Below are 22300 nucleotides of genomic sequence, written 5' to 3' on the forward strand. Positions count from 1 at the left end.
CGGGACCGCTCCGGCGTCCGCCGCGCTCCCGGGCTCGGGGTCCGGGATGCCCGCGCCGTTCTCCGGATCGGTCGCGTCGCCCTGCATGTCAGCCCCCTGTGGATCCCGCGTCGGTCACGCCGACGTTCGTGCGATGGAAGTTCTGGAACGACCGCGACGCCGTCGGTCCGCGCTGCCCCTGGTAGCGGTTGCCGTACGGACCGGACCCGTACGGGTTCTCGGCCGGGGAGGTCAGCTGGAAGAAGCAGAGCTGACCGATCTTCATCCCCGGCCAGAGCTTGATCGGGAGCGTGGCGACGTTCGCGAGCTCCAGCGTGACGTGCCCGCGGAAGCCGGGATCGATGAACCCTGCCGTCGAATGCGTGATGAGGCCGAGGCGCCCGAGCGACGACTTGCCCTCCAGCCGCGCCGCGACGTCGTCGGCGAGGGAGACCTGCTCGAACGTGGCGCCCAGGGCAAACTCCCCCGGGTGGAGGATGAACGGCTCATCCGGATCGACCTCGATGAGCCGGGTCAGCTCGGGCTGGTCGGCGGACGGGTCGATGAACGGGTACTTGTGGTTGTCGAACAGCCGGAAGTAGCGGTCCAGGCGCACATCGATGCTGGACGGCTGGATCATCGACGGCTCGAGCGGGTCGAGCCCGATTCTTCCCTCGTCCAGGCCGGCACGGATATCCCGATCGGAGAGCAGCACGTTTTCAGCGTAGCGGCCCGCTCCGACGCTCGCCTGCAGACCTGTCGCCGTGCCCGCGCCCTTCCGGCGTCGCGAGGCGCGGAGCCGCGGTGTCACCGGGTGGGCGCGGCGTTTGTTATGCTGGCCAGACGCCGCAAGGCTCCGGGGCTGTAGTTCAATGGCAGAACTTCTGCTTCCCAAGCAGACAGCGCGGGTTCGATTCCCGTCAGCCCCTCCACATGTGAGTTCTCAACGCCGTTGAGACTATCTCGACCCGGATGAGACTGCCGTCCGTCCCACTGGTCGATCGCACGCACCACGCGCGCGGGCGAGCCGACGGCGACCACGCCGGCAGGGATGTCCTTGGCGACCACCGATCCGGCGGCGATCACCGAGTCGTCCCCGATGGTGATGCCTCCCTGATCCTGGAACCGGCATCCGGACTTGATGAAGACGCGCTTTGCCCCCCCTCGTCCACCCCGCCGGCGGTTCCGTGGTGGATGTGCCAATTGTTGCGGCATCCGGGCTCGAACGAGACGTTGCTCACCGGCACGCTGCCACCGGTCAGCGGGGCGAGGAAGCTCTGCCCGACGAAGTACTGGGCGTAGGCGTCGTTGGGTTCCCGAGCGGAAAGATCTGCTCGAATCCGTCGTCGGTGATGACGGTTCCCTCTGTCAGCGGTCGACGTATGCCATGTGCTCGGCGTTGTACCGGTCGCCGTGCACGCCGATGCGCCGGACCAGTGCGTCGAGATCCGCGCGCTCGTCGGCGGACAGCGCGACCTGCGTCGCCGCCGCGTTCTCGCGGATGCGGGTGGTGCGGCGAGTTCCCGGGATCGGGACGATCCACGGCTGCTGCGCCAGCAGCCAGGCCAGCGCGACCTGTCCCGGCGTCGCATCCTTCGCCTCCGCCATCCGCCTCACGTGATCGACGACAGCCTGATTCGCGGCGAGGTTCTCGGCCTCGAACCGCGGCACCCTGCTGCGGATGTCGCCCGGCGCGAACTCCTTGGACGCGTCGACAGTCCCGGTGAGGAAGCCTTTCCCGAGCGGGCTGAACGGCACGAAGCCGATGCCGAGCTCCGCGAGCGTCGGCATCACTTCCGCCTCGGGGTCGCGGGTCCACAGTGAGTACTCGCTCTGCACGGCCGTGACCGGCTGCACGGCATGGGCGGCGCGGATCGTGGCGGCGGATGCCTCGGAGAGGCCGAAGTGGCGCACCTTGCCCTCCGCGATGAGCTCGCCGACTGTGCCGGCGACATCCTCGATGGGCACGGCAGGGTCGACGCGATGCTGGTAGAACAGGTCGATCACGTCCGTGCGCAGGCGCCCGAGCGACGCATCGGCGACGCGGCGGATCTGCTCAGGACGGCTGTCCAGTCCCGCCATCCGCCCGTCCTGGATGTCCCAGCCGAACTTCGTGGCGATGATCACCTGGTCTCGGATCGGCTCCAGCGCCTCGCCGACGAGCTCCTCGTTGACGTAGGGACCGTACACCTCGGCCGTGTCGAAGAACGTGACGCCCTCGTCGACGGCGGAGCGCAGCACTGCGATCATGTCGTCACGGTCGCCGGGATTGGGGCCGTAGCTCTGCGACATGCCCATCGCGCCGAGCCCGATGGCGGAGACCTGAAGGCCCTGACCGAGAGTCCTGGTGTGCATGCTCACTCCTTCGTCATGGTGGATTCACTGCGTGCCGCTTCACGCGGCGTCTCCGCGGATGTGGCGGCGAGGCTGGCCAGCAGGTTCAGCCGCTCCTGGCTCGCCGAACCCGCCTCAGCCGTGTAGATGAGGAACGACAGGCCCGGCTCCGCCGTCAGCTCCAGCCCCTCGTATGAGAGCGTGAGTTCGCCGACGGCGTGGTGGTGAAACTGCTTCGTCCCCGACCCGTGGCGGCGCACATCGTGCGCGCCCCACCGGGTGCGGAAGGCGTCCGAGCGGGTGGAGAGCTCCCCGACCAGATCCTGCAGCAGCTTGTCGCGCGGGTCGTGACCCGCCTCGGTGCGCAGGATCGCCACCGTGATGTCCGCGGCTTTCTCCCAATCCGGATAGAAGACCTGCGCCCGCTGGTCGAGGAAGCAGTATCGGGCGAGGTTGCCCTGCCCGGGCCCGTCGAAGACCTCATCGTAGAACGCGCGACCCAGCGGGTTGGTCGCGAGAACATCCATGCGTCCGTTGCGCACGAATGCGGGACCCTCGGTGATGACCTCGAGCGCCCGGATCAATCCCTCCCGCGCCGCCCAGGCCTTCGGCTTGCGCCGTCGCACCGGCCGAGCGCCACCATTCGCCGTGCGGGCGAGGTCGAAGAGGTGCTCACGTTCGGCGTCATCGAGCTGTAGGGCGCGGGCGACCGCCTCGAGCACCGCATCCGAAACCCCGACGAGATTGCCCCGCTCGATCTTCGCGTAGTACTCCGGGCTCACGTCCGCGAGCATCGCCACCTCGCTGCGCCGCAACCCCGCCACGCGCCGGTGCCCGGTGGCGGTCAGCCCGGCCGCCTCGGGGCTCACCTTGGCGCGGCGCGACATGAGGAACTCCCGCGCTTCAGTCCGTGCATCCATGCCTCAAACGTAAGTCGGCCCGAGTCCGTCAGGGAGACCCCACTGGTACACCCCTCGCGAGAGACTCCCTCAACGCGACCGGCGGGTGTGGGATCGCACTGTCCGATGAACAGCAGAGGAGAACGACCATGAGCGACGAACGGAGCACAGGCTGGAGCGGCGGGAAGAACGCCTTCGGCGACTTCGCACCGGCGATGGTGCACTACACCGACCGCGTCCTCTTCGACGAGGTCTGGGAACGGCAGGAACTGTCCAAACGCGACCGGTCGCTGATCACCGTCGCCGCCCTCACCGCGATGGGCAAGCCCGACCAACTGGCCTTCCACCTCGCCTTCGCCCGGCAGAACGGCGTCACCGACATCGAGCTCGAGGAAGCCCTGCTGCACCTCGCCTTCTACGCCGGATGGCCTAACGGCATGGCCGCGACCGGCGTGCTGAAGGACGTCATCGAGCGCGATTGATCGACTGTCTGAACCGTTCCGCCATGCGTGCGATCACCGTATTCAGCCCACCAAAAGGCCGACCGACGCAAGTCTCACGTATCCGCTGTGATCTCAAACAGATGGAGAACTCACACCACAGGTTCGTCTCCTGCTCTCACACTGCGTCACCTCGTCAGAGCGCCGCGATCGCGGCGTAGGTGATCGCGCGCGAGGGCGCCGTCAGGTCGATCGTCCCCAGGAGGACTTTCGAGGAGCCGTCGTCCGCCTCGAAGCTCCAGGAGAGCACCAGTGTGGAGCCGACGGACGCCAGATCCGGGACCCCCATCTCGGTGGAGCCGGAGATCGGGATCCCTCCCATGGTCCCGAGCGCGATGCTGCGGAAGACCGGCGATGCGGTGTTCTTCGCGTGAAACTGGCTGCGGTCGCCGATCCACAGCGCCATGCGGCAGGAACCGTACCGCTCCACGATCAACGCGTAGACCGTTTCCCCGACGATCTCGACAGGCAGCGGGCTGTATGCGAACCCCTCCGGAGCGTTCCATCGCGCGAAGCCCGAGCCGTCCGGGTTCATGGAGTAGAACTGCGTGGGCGCGCCGGAGGCCTTCTGCGTCCGCAGTCCCCCGACGACCCTCCCCGCGACGGGATCCCACGTGATGGTCGGTTCGCAGTAGGTCACCGGCGGATAGGCGGTGTTCCCGTCGCCCACGACGTCGAAGAAGGCCACGCTCGCCACCGGGTCCGCCGGATCGAACGTCAGGAACCCCAGCCGTGAGGACCCGGCGAAGTGGAAGCCGGACATCATCCGGTCTCCGACGAGTTCGAGGTCGTGGAAGAGCTCCGGGACGAAGCCGCCCTGCTGCACGGCGTCGAGCACGACCCTGGACGCCCAGGAGACGCCGCCGTCGACCGAGGAATAGAGGGTGTGCCGGGTCGTCCCGACCGCGTTGGTGGCGCCACGGCTGCGAATGATGGCCCAGAGCGTGTTCCCGGCGTCGACCCCCAGCGCGAAGCAGTCCGTCCCGCGTGCATTCGACTCTCCGGGCACGATGACCACCGGCGTGGACCACGTCGCCCCGAGGTCGTCCGAGAAGGTGACCAGCGGCTTGGTGTCGGTCGCCCCGTGACCGCTCGACCGGTTGTACCCCTGGTAGATCCGCCCCGTGCTCGACACGCCGGTCTTTCCCTGCGGCCACGCGTTCGTCGGAAAGGACGTGGCAGGCGACACGCGTCTCACCGCCATGGTCAGGGGCGTGACGGACAACACCGCTCCGTTCGCCGTCTCCGAGCCGACCGCTGCCTCCGCTGCGGACGGGGCGAGCACCGAGGCTCCGGAGAGGGCAGCGCCGAGCGCGGCCGCGGACGCGAGTCCGAGCACGTGACGACGGGACAGTTCCTGCTTCGAGACAGTCATCTTCGACCTCCGGGAAGGGGCATCGACAGCGTCGACGCGGACGGCGCCGCTATCGGCGCCGAGGATCAGGGAACGAAACGGCGGCCCTCCCGGGCGGACCGGGTGGGGTCAGCGCGGGTCGAGGGCGGCGACGCGCCGGCGCAGGTCGTCGAAATGCTCTCGCATCCGGCGAACCGCCAGCTCTTCGTCCCGCGCGATCAGCGCATCGATGATGCGCTGGTGGACGACGCCGCGGTCGGAGGCGGGAGCAGGCATCCGCTCCCCGGCCTCGCGGCTGAGCTCGCCGAACAGATGCCAGAACAGGTCGATGAGGTTGTCCACGAGCGGGTTGCGGAGACCGGAGTACAGCGTGCGGTGGAACTCCTCGTCGAGATCGCGGAAATCCTCGCCCCGGGAGTCGCGTGCGACCATCTCCGCAGCGATCTCGGCACAGCGTCCGAGCTCTTCCCCCGGGTCGGCGCGCACCACGGCCGACATCAGTCCGACCTCCATCGACTCCCGTGCGACCAGGACCTCCCGCAGGGCCGCGCCCGAGCCGGCGACGCCGTAGGGGAGCTGGTCGATGATCGGCCGGAACGAGAACTCGGACACGAACAGCCCGTTCCCGTGCTGCGCCTCGATCACCCCGAGCGTCTGCAGGCTGCGCGAGGCCTCGCGGAGGGACAGCCGACTGACGCCCAGCTCTGCCGCGAGCTCCGCCTCACTGGGGAGCCTGTCCCCCGGGGCGAGATCGTGCTCTCGGATGTAGTCGCGGAGCCGGCGCTGCGCAACGACATAGATCGGTCCTCCGGATCTCATGCTCAGACGCTACCTCTCAGGCCGCGCTCACGGCTGACGCGCGCTCGGACGCCGCAGCGATCTCCTCGCGCAGCGCCGGCACCAGGGCGTCGATCACGGTTCGCTCCTCCGCGCTCACCGGGCCCCACACACCGCGCGCCGGTCCGACGTCCGGTCCGAGGCGGTTCATGAGCTCCTTCACGAAACCGGGCCCGGTCGCCACCCGCGCGATGTCGCGGAAGGGACGGTGCAGATCGTACGCGCGAGCCGTCTCCCCCGCGTCGAAGGCGTCCACGACCGCGTGACCGATGGGAGCCAGGGCGTTGTAGAGGCTGCCGATCGCCGATTCCGCGCCGCAGGCGAGCGCCGCAGGGAGCAGCTCGTCGCGGCCGAAATAGACGTCGATGTCCGGCCGGTCCTTCCGGATCGCGTCCAGCTCCATCAGGTCCTCATCCGTGAACTTCACGGCGCTCAGCGCGGGGACCTCGCCCGCGGCCGCACGCAGGATCTCGCTCGGTCGCTGCGTGGATCCGGTCATCGAGGGGATCTGGTAGTAGCAGAACGGGACGCCACTGGCCGCCGCGCTCACCTCCGCAAGCCAACGCACGGTGTGCGCGACGCTCGACGGCTGCCCGTAGTAGGGGGCGACACTGGAGATGAGGTCGACGCCCAGGCCCGCAGCATGCGCGGCGAGCTCCTTCGTGGGCTCGAGCGGAAGCCCCCCGACCTGAACCCCGAGGGCGAAGCCGTCGGGGCGGGCCGAAGCCCATGCCTCGAGGATGGCCATCCGCTCGTCGACGGTGAGGAACGGGAACTCCCCGCTCGTGCCGTTCACGAACGCGCCGCGCACCCCGATGGAGCGCAGATGCTCCGCCTGCTCCGGGACCCGGGAGACGTCGACGCGTCCCGCGTCGTCGTACGGGGCCAACGAGGCCGCCCAGAATTCGAACCGGCTCATGAGCCATCCTTTCTTCGCGTGACTGGTCACGCCTTCGTGGCGCCGTCGGTCAGCCCGGCGACGATGTACCGCTGGAGGAAAATGAACGCCGCGATCACCGGGAGAGCGACGACGGCCGAGACCGCCATGAGGTCGTTCCATCGCACGCCGAACTCGTTCGTGATCTCGGCGAGCACGATCGTGATGGGCTGGATGCTCTCGCTGGTGGCAAGGGAGAGCCCGAAGACGAACTCCCCCCAGGCGCCGAGGAAGCTGATGACGGCGACCGTGATGATCCCCGGCATCGAGATCGGCAGCGCGATCCGCAGGAACGAGGTGAGCTCGTTGCAGCCGTCCATCTTGGCCGCCTCCACCACCTCGGCGGGCACGCTGAGGAAGTAGGGGCGCATAATCGTGATCGCCAGGGGGACCGCCAACGCGCAGTTGGCGATGATCAACCCGAGGTAGGAGTTGACGAGGCCTGCGCTGCTGAAGAGCACGAACATCGGCAACGCAAGGTTGACGGACGGCACCATCTGCACGATGAGCATGAGCATCATCACGACGCCGATCCCGCGTACGCGCAGCTTCGCGAGGCCGTACGCGGCGGGCAGCGCGAGCGCCAAGGTCACCAGCGTGGTGCCGATCGCGATGATCGCGCTGTTCGTCAGCCCCCGCGCGATGTCGGGGTCCCGGAACACGGCCGTGGCATAGGACTCGACGGTGGCGGGGAGGGGGATGAGGTCCGGTGGGACCCGGAACACGGCGTCGTTGGTCTTGAGGGACGTGACCACCATCCAGTAGACGGGCACGAGATAGATGACGGTCACGAGGACGCCGAGGCCGGCCAGCCACCGCCGCACAGCGCGATCGCGTCCGGATCCGGTCGCCCTCCGGGCCGGGGTCAGGAGTGCCTGTGTGACGGTCACGAGTCGTTCTCCTTGCGCAGGGACCGGAAGTAGGCGACGGACAGCACGACCGGCACGATCATCAGCACCGTGGTCGCGACGGCCGCCGTATCGAAACGGGAGAACTCGAAGGCCTCGTTGTAGGCGTAGACGGGAAGGGTGGCAGTGGCGCCTCCCGGGCCACCCGCCGTCATGAGGAAGATCGTGTCGAACGTCTTGAAGGTGTAGATGAAGATGAGCAGCAAGGACGCGAGAGCCACAGGGCGCAGCTGGGGCAGAGTGACGTAGCGGAACTGCTGCCACGGCGAGGCCCCGTCGATGCGCGCGGCCTCGTACAGCGTGCCGGGGATCGCCTCGAGCCCCGCGGAGAGAAGGATCATGGCGAAGGGAGCGAAGCTCCAGGCCGTCGCGAGGATCACCGCCGCGATCGCCGTCACCGGCTGGCCGAGCCAGAACACGTCCCCGTCCACGATCCCGAGCGAACGCAGGACGGCGTTGAGGAGCCCGTAGCTGCCGTCGAGGAGCCACCGCCAGACGTTGGCGCTGACGACCGTGGGCAGCACCCAGGCGATCAGGATCAGCGCACGGAGCACGTTGCGTCCGCGGAAGGCGCGGCGCAGCAGCAGCGCGAGTCCGAGCCCGAGCAGGAAGGTGAGCGCGACGCTGCCGGCGGCATACAGGATCGAGATCCCGAACGCGTACCAGAACCGCGGGCGGCCGAACTGGTCGACGTAGTTGTCGATCCCGACCCACTGGGCTCCGCCCTGCACCACCTCGCGGAGCCCGACGTCGAAGAAGCTCTGCAGAACGCTGTACAGCAGCGGGTAGACGACGGTCGCCCCCACGAACAGCACGGCGGGGAGGACGAACAGCGCTGGCGCGGCGAGCCGTCGGACGGCGCCCCTCCGGCGCCGGACGGGAGCCGGAGGAGAGGCGACGCGCGGTCGCGCGGCAGGGCGGGGCGGGGCGGACACCGACACGCTCAGTTCCCCAGTGCCTCGTCGATCCCGGCCTGTGCGGTCTTCGCCGCCTCTGCGGGGGCTGCCGCACCGCTGACGACCGCCTGCAGCGCTTGCTGGAGCAGCGACAGCGCCTCGTTCGACCGGGAGGCCAGTTCGCCGTTCGGAGCCCAGGCGTGGACGAGCTGGTCGGCGAACGTCGCGCGGATCGGGTCGGTCACGGCGCCGGGGACGTCGTCCCGCGCGGGCAGCTTGTTCCGCGCGGGCAGGTACTTCTCCAGGACCTCGGGCCTCTGCATCCACTCGATGAGCTCCCACGCCGCGTCGGCGTCCCCGCTGCCCGCGCCGATCGTGAGGTTCTCCGCGGACAGGTAGGTCGCCTCGGTCGCGTCCCGAGGCAGCGGAGCGACGTTCCAGACCATGTCCGGGGCGTTGTCTCGCACGACGTTGATCGCGCTCGCGGAGTTGATGGCCATGCCCGCCTCGCCATTGGTGAACGCCGCCATGGCGTCGTCCTCGTTCCAGGTGAGGAAACCCGGCGAAAGGGCTCCGGACGCGGTCATCCGCTGGACCGACTCGAGCGCGGCGACGCCGGCCTCGCCGCCGACGTCAGCGAGGTCGCCCCCGGCGGCGAGGGTGCGCAGCAGGATGCCCGTGGCGCCCTCGGCCCCTTCGATCCCCGACATGGCCATGCCGTAGGACGCGGCGCCGCTCTCGGTGATCCTGGCGGCGGCGGCCTCCAGCTCATCCCAGGTGGTGGGCACGGACACGCCCGCCTTCGCGAGGATGTCCTCGTTGTAGTACAGCGCGTAGACATCCGCCAGATGCGGGATGCCGTAGGTCACGCCGTCCACCTGCCCGGACTCCCACCCGGTCTCGTAGTACGCGTCCTTCTCGCCCCACGCCTCGACGCGGGAGTCGAGATCCTCGATGATCCCGGCCTCGGCCATCTGCGCCGTGTCGAACGCGTTGATCAGCGCGATGTCGGGAAGTTCGCCCGCAGCGGCCGCCTGCTGGAGCGTGCGGTTGAAGTCGTCGTAGGGGATGAACCGGGCCTCGACCTCGACGCCCGTCTCCGCGGTGTAGTCGTCGAGGATCGCGGTGAGCGCGTCGCCGTGCGGAGAGCCGTAGTAGTGCCAGAAGGTGACGACCCCGTCGCCCTCGCCGCCGGCCGCCGCTCCCCCGCCGCCGAGGCTGCCGCATGCTGCGAGGGACATCGTGGTCGTCAACGCCAGCGCCGTGACGGCGGATCGGCGAAGAGCTCGTGTTCGGGTCATGCGGTCCTCCAGGTGTGTTTCGTCATCGGAACTCGGGACCGCCTCAGTAGATCAGATATCTGATAACTCGTCAAGAGTCGCGGGTTCCCGCACGGCCCGGCCGGTTCGTATGCTGAGAGTCGACGTTTCTGACGATTCGGGGAACGGCGGTCCTGTGCCACCGTGGGGGGCCGCGAGGTGTGCGCCGCGCGCACGGTGGCAAGGGGAGACATGTATCGGATCGCGGTCATCGAGGACCATCTGCTGCAGCGCAAGTACGCGATGGCGTTGATCAACGCACAGTCCGACATGTCCGTGGTGTACGACGGGGAGGACCTCCCGTCCTTCATGACCTGGCTGGAGTCGACGGACCGGCTCGCACGGCCGAACCTGGTCCTGCTCGACCTCATGGTCGAGCGCGGGCCGCACGCGAAGCCGAAGACCGTCCGGCGTCTGCTCGCGACCGGGATGCGCGTGGTGCTCTTCTCCGCGCTCACCTCACCGCCTCTGGCACGGCGGATGATCCAGTTGGGCGTCCACGGCCTGATCGGAAAGCGCGACACGGAATCCAGCATCCTCGCGGCCCTGCGCGCGGTCCTCTCCGGACAGTGGTGGGTCTCACCGGAGCTCGCGGTGCTGATCGCGCAGGACCCGAACCAGCCCAAGCTCAGCGATCAGGAGGAGCGGGCCCTGATCCTGTACGCCTCCGGCCTCTCGATCGAGGCCGTCGCCTCCTCCATCGGCGTCCGGCCGGACACGGCCAAGAAGTACCTGCAGCGGGTCCGGAACAAGTACGCGGCCGTGGACCGGCCGCTGTCCTCCCGCGCGGAGTGGAGCAGGACCGCCGCGCGCGACGGGTACCTCACCCTCCACGACTGATCCGCAGGCCGGGCCCCCCGCGTGACCCCCGGCGGGGGTCAAATCGGCCGGAAGCGACCCCGCAGGGGTGTCAAAACGCCGGCACGGGAAGAACCCGAGGCGCCCGAGTCGTTGACTCGAGGGTGAGGGAGGCCACGGACGCCCTGCCATCACCGCGGAGATCGCGGGCATCGCAGGGCGTCAGCGATGCACGTCGGCGCACCGCGGTGATGTCGTACCGGTGATTCCGGATGCCTCCTTCTCGTCGGTCGGCGCCACGAGCCCTGGGGTCGGCTCGTGATCACGGGAGGAATCGCGTGCAGCATCGGACCGACGACCCCGCCACGCGGCGAGGTGCAGGAGTCGGGTTCGGATCGGCCATTTCCCCCCAGCGTCGATCCGGACCCGACCACGCCACGGCCACTCGCGCCGTGCCCGCGTGAGAGGATCCCCGCATGCCACGAGACACCGCATCACCGGGGAGGTCCCGCCGCGCCGCGCCGCGCTCGGACGCGGACCGCTGGCTCGGCTCGAGCCTCTCCGACGCCATGCGCCGTGCGCAGTTCCTCGGTCTGGTGATGGTGCAGTTCCTGCTGATGGCCGCCGCCCTCGCCTCCCGGGTGGCCGTGCCGAAGACCACCGTGGTCCTCGTCGCCGCGGCGGTCGCCGTCGCCGGGATCCTCGTCCTCGCCCTCCGCGCGCCGGCGTTGGTCCTCATCGTGCCCTACTATCTCGCCGTCGCGTTCTGGTTCGTCGTCGTTGTCGACCCGGACGATCCGCTCCTCGGCCTCCTGGTCCCGCTCACGGCATGGACGGTCATCCTCCCGATCATGCTGCGTCCTGGCGCGTGGCCGGTCGTGGCGGCCGCCGCGCTCACGGTCGGGTTCGGCGGCGTCATCCTGCTCGCCCACCCGGACTGGGACCGCGCCGTGCTGAGCGCATCGGTGGCCACGAACGTCGTGCTCGTCGCGACGAGCGTGCTGTTCGCGAACGCACTGCGCCGGATCGCCGGCGCCCTGGACCGGCAGCGGGAGGAGGCGGCCGACGAGGAGCTGCGCGCCGAACGCGCCGGGGCGCTGCGGGAGACGACCGCCGAGTACGTCCGCGTGCTGCACGACACGATCATCAACACCTTCGGCGCGCTCGCGCGCGATCGCACCCGCGGCATGGATCCGGAGGAGGCCCGGGAGCGATGCCGACGAGACCTGGAGCGCATCCGCGACTTCCAGCGCCACCAGGTCGGCCGCGAACCCCGCTTCAGCCTGACCGACCTCGACGACGAGGGCCTCCCCGTCCGCTGGTCGGGGATCTCGGGCGACGATCTCCGCCGCTTCCAGGCGCTGCTGCCCGCCCCGGTGCTCGACGCCGTCTACGGATGCGCGTCCGAGGCGGTCCGCAACGCGGCCAAGCACTCCGGAGCCGACCATGTCGCGATCGACGTCCGGTACGCGGACGACGAGCTGCGGATCGTCGTGTCGGACGACGGCTGCGGCTTCGATCGCACCCAGACCCCCTTGCGGGGGATCGCGTCCTCCCTGTTCGCACGGGGCCGGGCGCATGGGATCCGGGTGACGCTGCACAGTGCTCCCGGGGCGGGCACGACCGTGACCCTGGCCGTGCCGCTCAGCGCCCCCGGGCAGGACCCGGAGCCCGCCGGCCCGACGAGCGCGCCCCTGCAGACCTTCCTGCTGCGCACGGCCATGGCCTGGGTCGCCCAGGCCACCGCCATCGGACTCGCGCTGGAGACCATCCGCCCCCGGGAGGGCAGCCTGGCGGCCTACCTCCTGCTGGTCATGATCGTCACGAGCGGGGCCACGGTCTGGATCCGCTGCCGGGGCCTCGAGCCGGCACCGCGGTGGTTGGTCGCGCTGCTGCTCGCCGCGATCCCCGTGGCGAACGTGTGCGCGTTCGTCGCCGTGGACTACGGCGACGACGCGCCGTACCTGTTCCAGGGCATGTCGCTGACGGTCCTTCCCGTCCTGCTCCACGTCGCTCGCCCCTCGCTTCGAGCCTTCGTCGCGGCGCTCGTCACGCAGGTCCTCAGCGTCGCCATCATCGCGGCGACGGCGACGGTGGGGCACCCGGACGCGACGACGGAGATCGTCCTGCTCGCCGCACCGCCGTTCGTGCTCACGATCGTGTGCCACATCTTCTTCCGGCTGTTCCGCTCGATCGGCGCGCAGATCGCACACACCCGCCTGGCCGCGGAACGCTCCGCCCGAGAAGCAGCGAGGCTCGAGGCAGCGACGGAGGTGCAGGTCCAGTGGAGCGCCTCCGGCCTCCGGAAGCCGCTCGAGCTGCTGCAGGCACTCGTGGACGGCACTGTCTCACCCGCCGACCCCGAGACGCGCCGGCGATGCGGCGACGAGGAGACGTACCTCCGCCAGGTCAGCGCCGTGGCGCAGGACGCGACCCGGATGACCCGGTGGTTCACCCTCGCGCTCGCGGAGTCTCGCCTCAGGGAGGTGCGCCTGCACCTGCACTCGCCGGATCAGGTGCGGATCGACGACGCCCGGGCCGATCCCCTCGGTCGTCTCGTCCTCGACTGCATCGCGCAGAGTCGGCCCGGCAGCGAGCTCGTCGTGACGCTGCTCCCGCGCGGCGCCGATCTGCGGATGCTGCTCGTCGCGACCGGCGATCCCGAGCTCGCGGATCGCCTGGGCTCGTCCGCCTCGCGAACCCTGGACCTGGCGGTCGAGCGCTTCGCGGACCACACGCTCATCGAGGCGACGATGGCCGCACCGGCCCCCTCCCCGCGCTCCTGAGCCGACGCCCCGGGCCGGCGGCCAGCCGGCGCTGCACGGAGGTCTCGCGACGGCCGCGGCCTGACGGCACGGGGACGACACGGAGACGACACGGGGCGGAAGGGCGGGGAACCGCCCTTCCGCCCCGTGATCGGTCAGCGGGTGGACCGGCGTCGCGCCGCCATCAGGGTGAGCCCGGCGATGACCGCGAGACCGGCCGCGCCGGCCAGGGCGATCGGTGCCGCGGCACCGGTCACGGCGAGGTCGCCCCCGTGCCCGGGCTTCGGCGCCGACGGGCTCGGCGCCGAAGGAACCGGCGTCGGAGTCGGCGTCGACGGCACGCCCGGCGTCTCCCCCTCCTCGACCAGGACGGTCTGGGCCGGGTCGTCGATGTCCGTGTGCACGGCCACCGGCTCGCCATCGGGCTCCCCGGAAAGGCGCAGCTCCTCGAACGCCACGAGCGTCTCACCGGCATATCCGGCCGGCACCACGAACGTCACATCCACGGACCCGTTCGGCTCCGTCGGCACGAACGTCACCGACCCCGTGATGCCCGTCGCCGAGCCGTCCGACTTCCGCATCAGCTCACCCGTCAGGGTGTACTCCGTACCCGGAGTCAGGTTCTGATAGGCGACCGTGTCGATGACCGTCCCACCGTTCCACCCCAGCACCCGGTCGCCGTCCGCCGAGTCCGTCAGCGAGGTCCCGATCGCCGGCGCGGGGGCCTGCGGGGCCTCCTCGACCACGACGGTCTGCGCCGGGTCGTCGATGTCGCGGTGGTCGGCCACCGGCTCCCCGGAGACCTCCGGACCGACGAAGAGATCCTCGAACGCCACCAGCGTCTCGCCCGCGTACCCCTCGGGGACGACGAACGTCACATCCACCGTGCCCTCCGCCGCAGCCGGCACGAACGTGGTCGATCCGGTGATCCCCGTGCCGGACCCGTCCGACTTGCGCATCAGCTCACCGGAGACGGTGTAGGTCTCCCCGGGGGTCAGCCCCTCGTAGTGCACGGTGTCGACGACCGTCCCGCCGTTCCACGGCAGGATCCGGTCTCCGTCCGCGGAGTCGACGAGCGAGGTCCCGATCGCCGGCACGGCGCTTCCCGGCAGCGCGGCCCACGACACCGTGGCCTCCGCGTCGGTCGTCAGCGTGTCAGGGGCGATGAGCATCATCGACTGCGCGTGGTCCTCCGCCGTCGGGGTCTCGCCCGGCGTGGTCGGCACGGAGAGGATCATGCCCGAGCTGCTCGACCCGGTGACGCTCGCGGTGACGGTGGCGCTCCCCGCGACCGTGGCGGTGCGCAGGTCCAGGTAGAGCTCCTGCCCGTCGGTCACGCTGGACAGGTCGACGGGATTGCCGTCCGCGTCGGTCACCGCGACCTCCGGGTCGACGGTGACGGTCGCGGCCGGCTGGTCCGTGGACACGACGAACGGCCCGACCAGGGAGCCCGCGGTGTGCGGGCCGGCCGGTGCGCTGACCGAGACCGAGACGTCGAACTCACCCGGAGTCATGCCGGGACTCGCGTTCGCGGTGTTCACGAGGTACCAGTACGCAGCCTCGGAGTCCGGGGTCTCGAATGCCCACGGCGCGTCGAATGTCAGGTCCGTGTACCGCCAGATCGCGTACTGCGCCGCCTCGATCGCGTCGTTGCGGGCGATGTCGGGCACGCCCGCGGCGGCCCCGAACTCCTCCAGGCTCAGCGCCGGATAGCTGTGGGCGAGCACCCAGAGCACCTTGCCCTGGACCGCCGGGTCGGTGAAGTAGTTGCTGCCGAGATAGTCGCCGGGGTCGCTGGCGCCGCCGGTGACGCCGGTCTTGGCCGGCACGTCGTGCTCGATGCAGTACGCCCAGTAGTCGGGCTCCCCGGTCGGCGTCCCGCTCGACCAGATCGGGTACAGTCCCGTCCCGCCGTATCCCTGCTTGCCGCCGATGTACACGGAACTGCCCGGCACGATCTCCGCGGCCGCGGCCGCCGAGACAGCCGCCGGCGCGACGACCGCCCCGAGCGCCAGTGCCGCGGCGACGAGCCACCGCCCCATCCGCGTGATCCTTCGTCGTTGCACGACCACAGAAGCCCCCATCCCCATCATGAATCGCGCACGCGGCCCCCGCCGCGCGCGCCTGTAGGACCGATATTCTGGCATGACTTGAAGGCGTGTTCAACGTGTTGCCGGAAAATGCCCCCCGGGCGGGGTCGCGGCCGCCCCGTCAGTCGGCGAGGAGCGCCTCGACGAGCCGCTGCTCGGCCGATGCGAGGTGCGCGGCGAGGAGGCCCGCGGCACGCTCGCCCTCTCCGGCCGCGACGGCGTCGAGCATGGCGGCGTGCTGCGCGGCAATGGCGGCGGCGTCGAGCAGTCGCCGCCCCTGCACCTGCGCCATGCAGAGGCGCACCTCGTCCAGGACGCTGCGGTACATCCGTGCAGTGCGGTCACTGTCGAGCGCGTCGATGAGGGCGGCGTGGAAGCGCAGGTCCGGGTCGACCGTGGCGGGATCCGGGCCGGGTGGCATCGCCAGGATCTCCGCGTTCGCCGCGGCGGCCGCCGCGGGCACCGACCGGGTCTCGGCGAGCTCGCGCAGCGCCGCGCTCTCCAGACGCGTGCGGGTGCGATAGACGTCGCGCACGGTTTCCGGGTCGATCTCCGCGACGCGGGCGCTGCGATGGGCGGTGCGGACGAGCAGCCCGTTCGCGACGAGCTGCTCGATCGCCGCCTTCGCACTCGGACGGGCGACTCCGTACGCCTGGGACACGGCCGCCTCGGTCAACGGCGCGCCCGGGCGGATGTCGCCGTGGAGGATCCGCGCCCGCAGCTGTGCGGTGACGGCGTCCACGACGCCCACGACCCCGAGACCGGTCTCCGCGATGCTCGTCACCGTTCCAGCCTACCGACGCTCGCGCGAGTCGGTACACTTGTCTGACAATCTTTCCCACCCGAGGAGCATCGTGGCCCCCGCACTCGCCGCCCCACTCGACACCGCACTGCTCGCCCCGGGCACCGAGGTCCAGGTCCGCTCCATCGATCGCTTCTCCCGGGCGCACGACGCATCTCACTATCTGCTCGTGCCCGACGCCGTGCTCTCCCCGACCGACGCGGAGGGCGTGGCCCGCGCGTTCGACGCCGTGCGCGCCGCGGGGCGCACCCTGACGTTCCGCTCCGGAGGCACGAGCCTGTCCGGCCAGGGCGTCAGCGGCGACGTCCTCGTCGACACCCGCTCTCACTTCCGCCGGATCACGGTCGAGGACGCCGGAGCGTCCGTACGGGTGGGACCGGGCGCGACGGTGCGACAGGTGAACACGCGCCTCGCCCGCCACGGACGCAAGCTCGGCCCGGATCCCGCGAGCGAGATCGCCTGCACGATCGGCGGCGTCGTCGCCAACAACTCCAGCGGCATGGCCTGCGGCATCGTCGAGAACTCCTACCGCACCATCGAGTCGCTGCTGCTCGTCCTCCCGAGCGGGACGATCCTCGACACCGGGGCGCCCGACGCGGAGGAGCGGCTGCGCAGGCAGGAGCCGGAGATCGCCGACGGGCTGCTCGCGCTGCGGGATCGCCTGCGCGCCTCCCCCGAGCAGGTCGCGTTCGTCCGGCAGCAGTTCTCGATGAAGAACACCATGGGCTACGGCATCAACGCACTGCTCGACTTCGACGATCCGGTGCGGATCCTGGAGCATCTCGTGATCGGTTCGGAGGGCACGCTCGCCTTCGTCGCGGAGGCACGCTTCCGCACGATCGAGGTCCGTCCGGCGATCGCGACGGGTCTGCTCGTGTTCGAGACGCTGTCGGATGCGATGGCGGCCCTCCCCGGTCTCACCGGCCTCGGTCTCGCGACGATCGAGCTCATGGACGCGGCCTCCCTCCGCGTGGCCCAGGGCCTCAGCGACGTGCCCGCCGCGATCGCGGACATCGCCGTCGACCAGCACGCCGCCCTGCTCGTCGAGATCCATGCGAAAGACACGGACGAGCTCGGCCGCGCATCGGCGGCGGCCCTCGTGCACATCGACGCGCTCCCCCTCGCCGTCGAGGCCTCCCTGACCACCGACGCCGCCGAGCGCGCCGCGCTCTGGCATGTGCGCAAGGGCCTCTACACGGCGGTGGCGGGGGCCCGGCCCTCCGGCACGACGGCGCTGCTCGAGGACATCGTCGTCCCGGTGGACCGGCTCCTGGCCACCTGCGAGCGACTGATCGAGCTGTTCGCCCTGCACGGCTACGAGGGGTCCGTCATCTTCGGGCACGCCAAGGACGGCAACGTGCACTTCCTGCTCAACGAGCGCTTCGACGACCCGGACAGCATCGCCCGCTATCGGCGGTTCACGGACGACCTCGTGGAGCTCGTGCTGTCCCAGCAGGGGTCGCTGAAGGCCGAGCACGGCACGGGCCGGATCATGGCGCCGTTCGTGCGCCGGCAGTACGGCGACGAGCTCACCGACCTCATGTGGGACATCAAACGGCTCATCGATCCGTCCGGGCTCCTCAATCCCGGCGTCGTCCTGTCCGAGGACCCCGACTCGTACCTGCGTGACCTCAAGCGAGTGCCGACGGTCGAGAACGAGGTCGATCGCTGCGTGGAGTGCGGCTACTGCGAGCCGACGTGCCCGAGCAAGGACCTCACGCTGACCCCGAGGCAGCGGATCGTGCTGCGCCGTGACATGGCCTGGGCCGAGGAGCAGGGCGACACCGAGCTGCTGCGGGACCTCCGCGCCGACTACGACTACGAGGGCGTCCAGACCTGTGCCGTGGACGGCATGTGCGGGGTCGCCTGTCCGGTCGACATCAACACCGGCGATCTCGTCCGCCGACTGCGCGCGGAGCAGGCGTCCGCCGTGGAGGACGGCCTGTGGGACGCCGCCGCGAGGGGCTGGGGCGCCGTGACGCGGCTGGGCTCCGCCGCCCTCACCGTCGCCGACGCCCTGCCCGCTCCCCTCGTCCGCGGGGCGACGAAGCTCGGGCGCGCCGTGCTGGGGGCGGACACCGTGCCCCTGTACGACGCGGGGCTCCCCCGTGGCGGCACACGGCCTCCGCGGCCCGGGGATCCGGCGGACGCCCGTGCGGTCTTCTTCGGCGCGTGCATCGGCACGATGTTCGGCGCGGAAGGCGACGGGGACGGCTCGCGCGACGCCCTCCGCACCCTGCTGGATCGCGCGGGCGTCCCCGTGGTCGTCCCGGAGGACGCGGGCGGTCTCTGCTGCGGCACCCCGTGGAAGTCGAAGGGGCATCTCGCCGGGTACGGCCGGATGACGGATCGGGTGCTCTCCGCACTGTGGGCCGCGAGCAGGGAGGGAGAGCTTCCGGTCGTCTGCGACGCGGCGTCCTGCACCGAGGGCCTGCACGTCATGCTCGCCCACGCGGTGGCCGAGCACCCGGAGTACGCGGGACTCGTCATCGAGGACGCGACGACGTTCGCCGCCCGGGAGCTGCTGCCTCGACTCGACGTCCCGGTGAAGCTCGATCGCATCGCCGTGCACCCGACGTGCTCGACGACGGCTCTCGGCGCCACCGGCGCGCTGACGCAGCTCGCGGCCGCCGTGGCCGACGACGTCTTCGTCCCCGAAGGATGGGGATGCTGCGCGTTCGCGGGCGACCGGGGCATGCTCCACCCGGAGCTCACGGCCTCGGCGACGGCCGTGGAGGCGGCCGAGATCCGCGACGCCGAGACCGAGCGCCCCTTCGACGCCTTCGTCTCGGCGAACCGCACGTGCGAGATCGGCATGACGCGGGCGACCGGCCACGGCTACCGTCACATCGTCGAGATCCTGGAGGAGCTCACCCGCCCCTGACGGCGGTGCTCATCGCACCGCCGGTCCGGCGAAGGCCGGGCGAGTGCGCATCAGCCACGCGGCTGCGGCGAGGGTCAGCACCCAGCCGATCACCTCGATGAGCAGGTGATCCGTCGCGTTCGGGACGGACTGCAGCAGATACACGCGGACGCTGTTGATCGCCCCGTGGGTGAGGACTGCCGGCCAGACGCTGCCGGAGCGCCACCGCAGCGCCAGCAGCAGCGGGGCCCACGGCAGCATGCCCGCGTAGTAGATCACGATGTCCCAGAGCGGCCGGTCCCCGATCACCGCGAGCACCGGGAGGTGCCAGACGATCCAGACGAGGCCGCTGATGACGGACAGCCGCCAGAACCCCCAGCTCGCGGCGCGGGTGGCCAGCCATCCGCGCCATCCGAACTCCTCGCCGATCGCGAACACCGACTGCATGAGGAAGACCGGGACGATCCACAGCGTCGCCGCCAGGATCTCGTCGAGCGGATTGAGCGGCCAGATCCCGGTCGCGAGGGCGATGGCCGTCTGGATCGCGGCGATCCCGGCGATGAGCCCGATCCCGATGCCCGCCCATCGGGGCGTGCCGCGCCACCCGGTGGCGAAGGTCTCGCGGAACGTCCCCGGCCGGCGGACGAGCCACAGGATGACCGCGGCGATCAGCGGGGTCAGCTGGAGGATCGGGGTGATCAGGTTGTTGAGGTCGGTCGGCACCAGCCGGAACACCATGGGCACGGACAGGGCGAAGCACAGCAGGATCGCGATCGCGAAGAACCAGACGACCTCGATGGTCGCGGCACGGGCGATGGGGCGCGCGGGGGACGGCGGCATGGGGTGTCCTCGGTTCGGGGAAGGGCCCGGGATCCCGCGCCCACTGCAATCTAGGCACCGCTCTCCGATGCCCGGAACGGGGGAAACCCGACGCCTGGGCACGGAAACCCGGAGTTCGCGGGAGCCCTTCGTGACGTGCACGGCGCCCGGGACAGCGGTTCAGCGGTCGCCGTCGGATGAGAGGAGCCCTCGGATCAACGACAGCGAGGCGCGCTCGGCGATCTCGGCGTCCGCAGGCGTGCGCTCCTCGCGCAGCACCCATTCGTCGATCGTCCGGAGCACCGCGAAGGCGGCGTCGGCGAGGAGGGACGCCGGCAGGTCCGCGCGCACGGCTCCCGTCTCCCTTCCGACGTCCAGCACGTCCCCGACCCATCCGCGGACCGCCGCGAGCAGCCGCGCCCGCTCCCCGGTGTCCTCGGGCGCACCGGGAAGGTAGAAGATCCGGCCGAGCGCACGGAGAGCCGGATCCGTCGCGGTCAGGGCCCCCGCGTCGTCGAGCACCGCACGCGCGGACCCCCAGAAGTCGGCCCGGAACGTCTCCGCCGACGGCGGGCGCCAGCGCTCGGAGACATCGTCGAGGAGGAGCGCGATGACGGCGTCGAAGAGCTCCGCCTTGGATCCGACGAAGTGGTAGAAGGAGCTCTTGCTCATCCCGACGGTCCGGATGATCCGATTGAGGGAGGCGCCGTCGTATCCCTGCGCGTCGAACTCCGCGAGAGTCGCCGCGATCAGGGCGTCACGGCGGTCGGGAGCGAGCGGCAGCGGTCCTGGCATGCCCCGAGCCTAGTGGACCGGGTGGTCCACTAGGCGTATCCTCGGATTGGACCACCCGGTCCAATCCGACTCGCCCGGGAGGCACCGTGTTCATCACCGCATCGCTCGACGACCAGCTCCACGCCCAGCGGGACGACCCGCTGCGGATCCTCATCGTGGGCGCCGGCGTCGCGGGCACCGCGCTCGCCCAGCTGCTCAGACGGCGAGGACTGCACCCCGCGCTGGTGGAACGCACGGCGCCGGGCGAGCACCCCGGGTACATGCTCGCACTGATGCCCAACGCGGATCCCGTCTTCCGAGATCTCGGCTCGACCGCGCTCTACCGAGAGCGCAGCGTGGCATTGCGCACGTTCGCCTTCCACTCGCACCGCGGACGCGTCCTCCGCCGGGACCCGCTCGGAGACCTGCTCTCGGCGCACGGCGACTACCGAGGCATCGACCGCGGGACACTGCTGGACGTCCTCACGGCGGACGGCTGCACCGTGACCCCCGGTCTCACTGTGGCCTCGTGCACGCCCGAGCGCGGCGGCCGCCGCGTGACCCTCGCGTCGGCGCCCGCGGAGGGCGCTGACGCCCCGCGCTCCGCCGTCCGAGCGGAGCGGTTCGACCTCGTGGTCGGCGCGGACGGCATCGGCTCCGCGCTACGGGCTCTGCTCCCGGTGCAGCCGATCGAGAGGACTCGGACAGGGTGGGGCGGATGGGTGCTCTGGAGCGAGGACGACGAGGACCCCCACACCGGCGACGAGCTCTGGGGGAACGGCTTCTTCCTCGGCGCCTACCCCGTCGGAGGCGGCACGGGGAGCCGGCGCGGGGTGTTCCTCGGCGGGCCGGCAGAGATCCGGGAGAAGGGTGCGGCCGTGTTCGCCCAGCGGGTCCGCCACGGCGTGCCCGCTCCGACGCCGCGCCTGGCAGCTGCCCTCGACGCGGCGGCCGCCGATCCGTCCCCCTACTGGTGGCGGCTGGAGGACGCGCGCGCCGCGGCGTGGACCGCCCCGGGCGCCATCCTCCTCGGGGACGCCGCCGCAGCCTTCCTGCCCACGGCGGGGATCGGCGCGGCGATGGCGCTGGAGTCCGCGTGGACGCTCTCTCGCGTCCTCCCCCACGCGGACCGACGCACGCTGCCGGCCGTTCTTGCCGCGTGGGAGCAGGAGCAGCGTCCTCGCGTCGAGTCGGCGCAGTCGAACTCGCGCCTGCTCGCGCGCGTGATGTTCCGACAGGGCCGCCTTCTCACGACGGTTCGCGAGACGGCACTGCGCCTGGCGAGCGCGCGCGCCGCGCTCGGCCCGATCGTCCGCCTCATGTCCGCGCGCCCGGAGCCGGCGGCGATGCTCACCAGGGCGGGCATCGCGCTCCCGGCCGGCGGCCCGGGAGCGGTGTGACCCCGGGGACGAGCGTGGGCGACGAC

General features: G+C 70.9%; 18 protein-coding genes and 1 tRNA gene. 6 read left to right on the forward strand and 13 right to left on the reverse strand.

The features are described from left to right. Positions 1-88: 88 nt before the first annotated feature. Positions 89-694: a dCTP deaminase gene (gene dcd, locus MR1_RS08235; protein WP_067244913.1), complete on the reverse strand. Its 606-nt coding sequence runs from the start codon at positions 692-694 to the stop codon at positions 89-91. Between the two features lie 143 nt (positions 695-837). Between dcd and MR1_RS08240 the strand changes: the two genes are divergently transcribed. Beyond that, positions 838-911: transfer RNA gene (locus MR1_RS08240), tRNA-Gly, on the forward strand. 436 nt (positions 912-1347) lie between these two features. On the opposite strand, the gene MR1_RS08245 is transcribed toward MR1_RS08240, so the two are convergent. Continuing rightward, positions 1348-2334 carry an aldo/keto reductase gene (locus tag MR1_RS08245; protein ID WP_067244915.1) on the reverse strand — a complete coding sequence of 329 codons (987 nt, stop codon included), beginning with the start codon at positions 2332-2334 and terminating at the stop codon, positions 1348-1350. Between the two features lie 2 nt (positions 2335-2336). Further along, the gene (locus MR1_RS08250; protein ID WP_067244918.1) at positions 2337-3233 is read right to left on the reverse strand and encodes a helix-turn-helix transcriptional regulator; all 897 of its coding nucleotides are present in this window, start codon (positions 3231-3233) and stop codon (positions 2337-2339) included. 128 nt (positions 3234-3361) lie between these two features. Here MR1_RS08250 and MR1_RS08255 point away from each other — a divergent pair, with 128 nt between their 5' ends. After that, positions 3362-3694, forward strand: coding sequence for a carboxymuconolactone decarboxylase family protein (locus MR1_RS08255; RefSeq protein WP_067244920.1), 333 nt, complete (start codon positions 3362-3364; stop codon positions 3692-3694). A 154-nt stretch (positions 3695-3848) separates the two neighbouring features. On the opposite strand, the gene MR1_RS08260 is transcribed toward MR1_RS08255, so the two are convergent. From MR1_RS08260 to MR1_RS08285, 6 genes are all read right to left on the reverse strand, one after another. Next, positions 3849-5087 carry a sialidase family protein gene (locus tag MR1_RS08260; protein ID WP_067244922.1) on the reverse strand — a complete coding sequence of 413 codons (1239 nt, stop codon included), beginning with the start codon at positions 5085-5087 and terminating at the stop codon, positions 3849-3851. A 108-nt stretch (positions 5088-5195) separates the two neighbouring features. Next, the gene (locus tag MR1_RS08265; protein WP_067244925.1) at positions 5196-5885 is read right to left on the reverse strand and encodes a FadR/GntR family transcriptional regulator; all 690 of its coding nucleotides are present in this window, start codon (positions 5883-5885) and stop codon (positions 5196-5198) included. Positions 5886-5901: 16 nt separating this feature from the next. Next, positions 5902-6822 (reverse strand): dihydrodipicolinate synthase family protein, encoded by a 921-nt coding sequence (locus MR1_RS08270; RefSeq protein ID WP_067244927.1) that lies wholly within the window; start codon positions 6820-6822, stop codon positions 5902-5904. 26 nt (positions 6823-6848) lie between these two features. Then, positions 6849-7730, reverse strand: coding sequence for a carbohydrate ABC transporter permease (locus MR1_RS08275; protein ID WP_217996206.1), 882 nt, complete (start codon positions 7728-7730; stop codon positions 6849-6851). Further along, on the reverse strand, positions 7727-8689 hold the full coding sequence (locus tag MR1_RS08280) for a carbohydrate ABC transporter permease (RefSeq protein WP_169797666.1): 963 nt from the start codon (positions 8687-8689) through the stop codon (positions 7727-7729). Before MR1_RS08280 ends, MR1_RS08275 begins: the two co-directional genes overlap by 4 nt. A gap of 2 nt (positions 8690-8691) precedes the next feature. Next, positions 8692-9945 carry an extracellular solute-binding protein gene (locus MR1_RS08285; RefSeq protein WP_084344458.1) on the reverse strand — a complete coding sequence of 418 codons (1254 nt, stop codon included), beginning with the start codon at positions 9943-9945 and terminating at the stop codon, positions 8692-8694. A 210-nt stretch (positions 9946-10155) separates the two neighbouring features. Here MR1_RS08285 and MR1_RS08290 point away from each other — a divergent pair, with 210 nt between their 5' ends. Both MR1_RS08290 and MR1_RS08295 read left to right on the forward strand, forming a co-directional pair. Further along, the gene (locus MR1_RS08290; RefSeq protein ID WP_067244932.1) at positions 10156-10803 is read left to right on the forward strand and encodes a response regulator transcription factor; all 648 of its coding nucleotides are present in this window, start codon (positions 10156-10158) and stop codon (positions 10801-10803) included. A 434-nt stretch (positions 10804-11237) separates the two neighbouring features. Further along, the gene (locus tag MR1_RS08295; protein ID WP_067244934.1) at positions 11238-13547 is read left to right on the forward strand and encodes an ATP-binding protein; all 2310 of its coding nucleotides are present in this window, start codon (positions 11238-11240) and stop codon (positions 13545-13547) included. Positions 13548-13681: 134 nt separating this feature from the next. Here the strand turns inward: MR1_RS08295 and MR1_RS08300 are convergent, their stop codons facing one another. Both MR1_RS08300 and MR1_RS08305 read right to left on the reverse strand, forming a co-directional pair. After that, complete coding sequence (locus tag MR1_RS08300) at positions 13682-15568, reverse strand: VaFE repeat-containing surface-anchored protein (protein WP_067244937.1); 1887 nt, start codon at positions 15566-15568, stop codon at positions 13682-13684. Positions 15569-15737: 169 nt separating this feature from the next. Then, complete coding sequence (locus MR1_RS08305) at positions 15738-16400, reverse strand: GntR family transcriptional regulator (RefSeq protein ID WP_084344467.1); 663 nt, start codon at positions 16398-16400, stop codon at positions 15738-15740. On the opposite strand from MR1_RS08305, the gene MR1_RS08310 reads away from it, so the two are divergent. Then, positions 16390-19302 carry an FAD-binding and (Fe-S)-binding domain-containing protein gene (locus tag MR1_RS08310; protein ID WP_084344460.1) on the forward strand — a complete coding sequence of 971 codons (2913 nt, stop codon included), beginning with the start codon at positions 16390-16392 and terminating at the stop codon, positions 19300-19302. The genes MR1_RS08305 and MR1_RS08310 overlap by 11 nt on opposite strands. A gap of 9 nt (positions 19303-19311) precedes the next feature. Here MR1_RS08310 and MR1_RS08315 read toward each other — a convergent pair whose 3' ends face one another. Beyond that, a complete protein-coding gene (locus MR1_RS08315; protein ID WP_067244942.1) occupies positions 19312-20121 on the reverse strand; it encodes a CPBP family intramembrane glutamic endopeptidase in 810 nt (269 codons plus the stop codon). A gap of 159 nt (positions 20122-20280) precedes the next feature. Continuing rightward, positions 20281-20895 (reverse strand): TetR/AcrR family transcriptional regulator, encoded by a 615-nt coding sequence (locus MR1_RS08320; RefSeq protein WP_067244944.1) that lies wholly within the window; start codon positions 20893-20895, stop codon positions 20281-20283. Between the two features lie 86 nt (positions 20896-20981). On the opposite strand from MR1_RS08320, the gene MR1_RS08325 reads away from it, so the two are divergent. Next, positions 20982-22274: an FAD-dependent oxidoreductase gene (locus tag MR1_RS08325; protein ID WP_067244946.1), complete on the forward strand. Its 1293-nt coding sequence runs from the start codon at positions 20982-20984 to the stop codon at positions 22272-22274. The last annotated feature ends 26 nt before the right edge of the window (positions 22275-22300 follow it).

This window comes from Microbacterium resistens NBRC 103078, from assembly GCF_001552355.1.
Lineage (GTDB): Bacteria > Actinomycetota > Actinomycetes > Actinomycetales > Microbacteriaceae > Microbacterium > Microbacterium resistens.

What these genes read in the sequence shown, in the direction of transcription:
- MR1_RS08245 (WP_067244915.1), bottom strand. Translation starts at nt 2,334, where the DNA reads ATGCACACCAGGACTCTCGGTCAGGGCCTTCAGGTCTCCGCCATCGGG.
- MR1_RS08250 (WP_067244918.1), bottom strand. Translation starts at nt 3,233, where the DNA reads ATGGATGCACGGACTGAAGCGCGGGAGTTCCTCATGTCGCGCCGCGCC.
- MR1_RS08255 (WP_067244920.1), top strand. Translation starts at nt 3,362, where the DNA reads ATGAGCGACGAACGGAGCACAGGCTGGAGCGGCGGGAAGAACGCCTTC.
- MR1_RS08260 (WP_067244922.1), bottom strand. Translation starts at nt 5,087, where the DNA reads ATGACTGTCTCGAAGCAGGAACTGTCCCGTCGTCACGTGCTCGGACTC.
- MR1_RS08265 (WP_067244925.1), bottom strand. Translation starts at nt 5,885, where the DNA reads ATGAGATCCGGAGGACCGATCTATGTCGTTGCGCAGCGCCGGCTCCGC.
- MR1_RS08270 (WP_067244927.1), bottom strand. Translation starts at nt 6,822, where the DNA reads ATGAGCCGGTTCGAATTCTGGGCGGCCTCGTTGGCCCCGTACGACGAC.
- MR1_RS08285 (WP_084344458.1), bottom strand. Translation starts at nt 9,945, where the DNA reads ATGACCCGAACACGAGCTCTTCGCCGATCCGCCGTCACGGCGCTGGCG.
- MR1_RS08290 (WP_067244932.1), top strand. Translation starts at nt 10,156, where the DNA reads ATGTATCGGATCGCGGTCATCGAGGACCATCTGCTGCAGCGCAAGTAC.
- MR1_RS08295 (WP_067244934.1), top strand. Translation starts at nt 11,238, where the DNA reads ATGCCACGAGACACCGCATCACCGGGGAGGTCCCGCCGCGCCGCGCCG.
- MR1_RS08300 (WP_067244937.1), bottom strand. Translation starts at nt 15,568, where the DNA reads ATGGGGCGGTGGCTCGTCGCCGCGGCACTGGCGCTCGGGGCGGTCGTC.
- MR1_RS08310 (WP_084344460.1), top strand. Translation starts at nt 16,390, where the DNA reads ATGCTCGTCACCGTTCCAGCCTACCGACGCTCGCGCGAGTCGGTACAC.
- MR1_RS08315 (WP_067244942.1), bottom strand. Translation starts at nt 20,121, where the DNA reads ATGCCGCCGTCCCCCGCGCGCCCCATCGCCCGTGCCGCGACCATCGAG.
- MR1_RS08320 (WP_067244944.1), bottom strand. Translation starts at nt 20,895, where the DNA reads ATGCCAGGACCGCTGCCGCTCGCTCCCGACCGCCGTGACGCCCTGATC.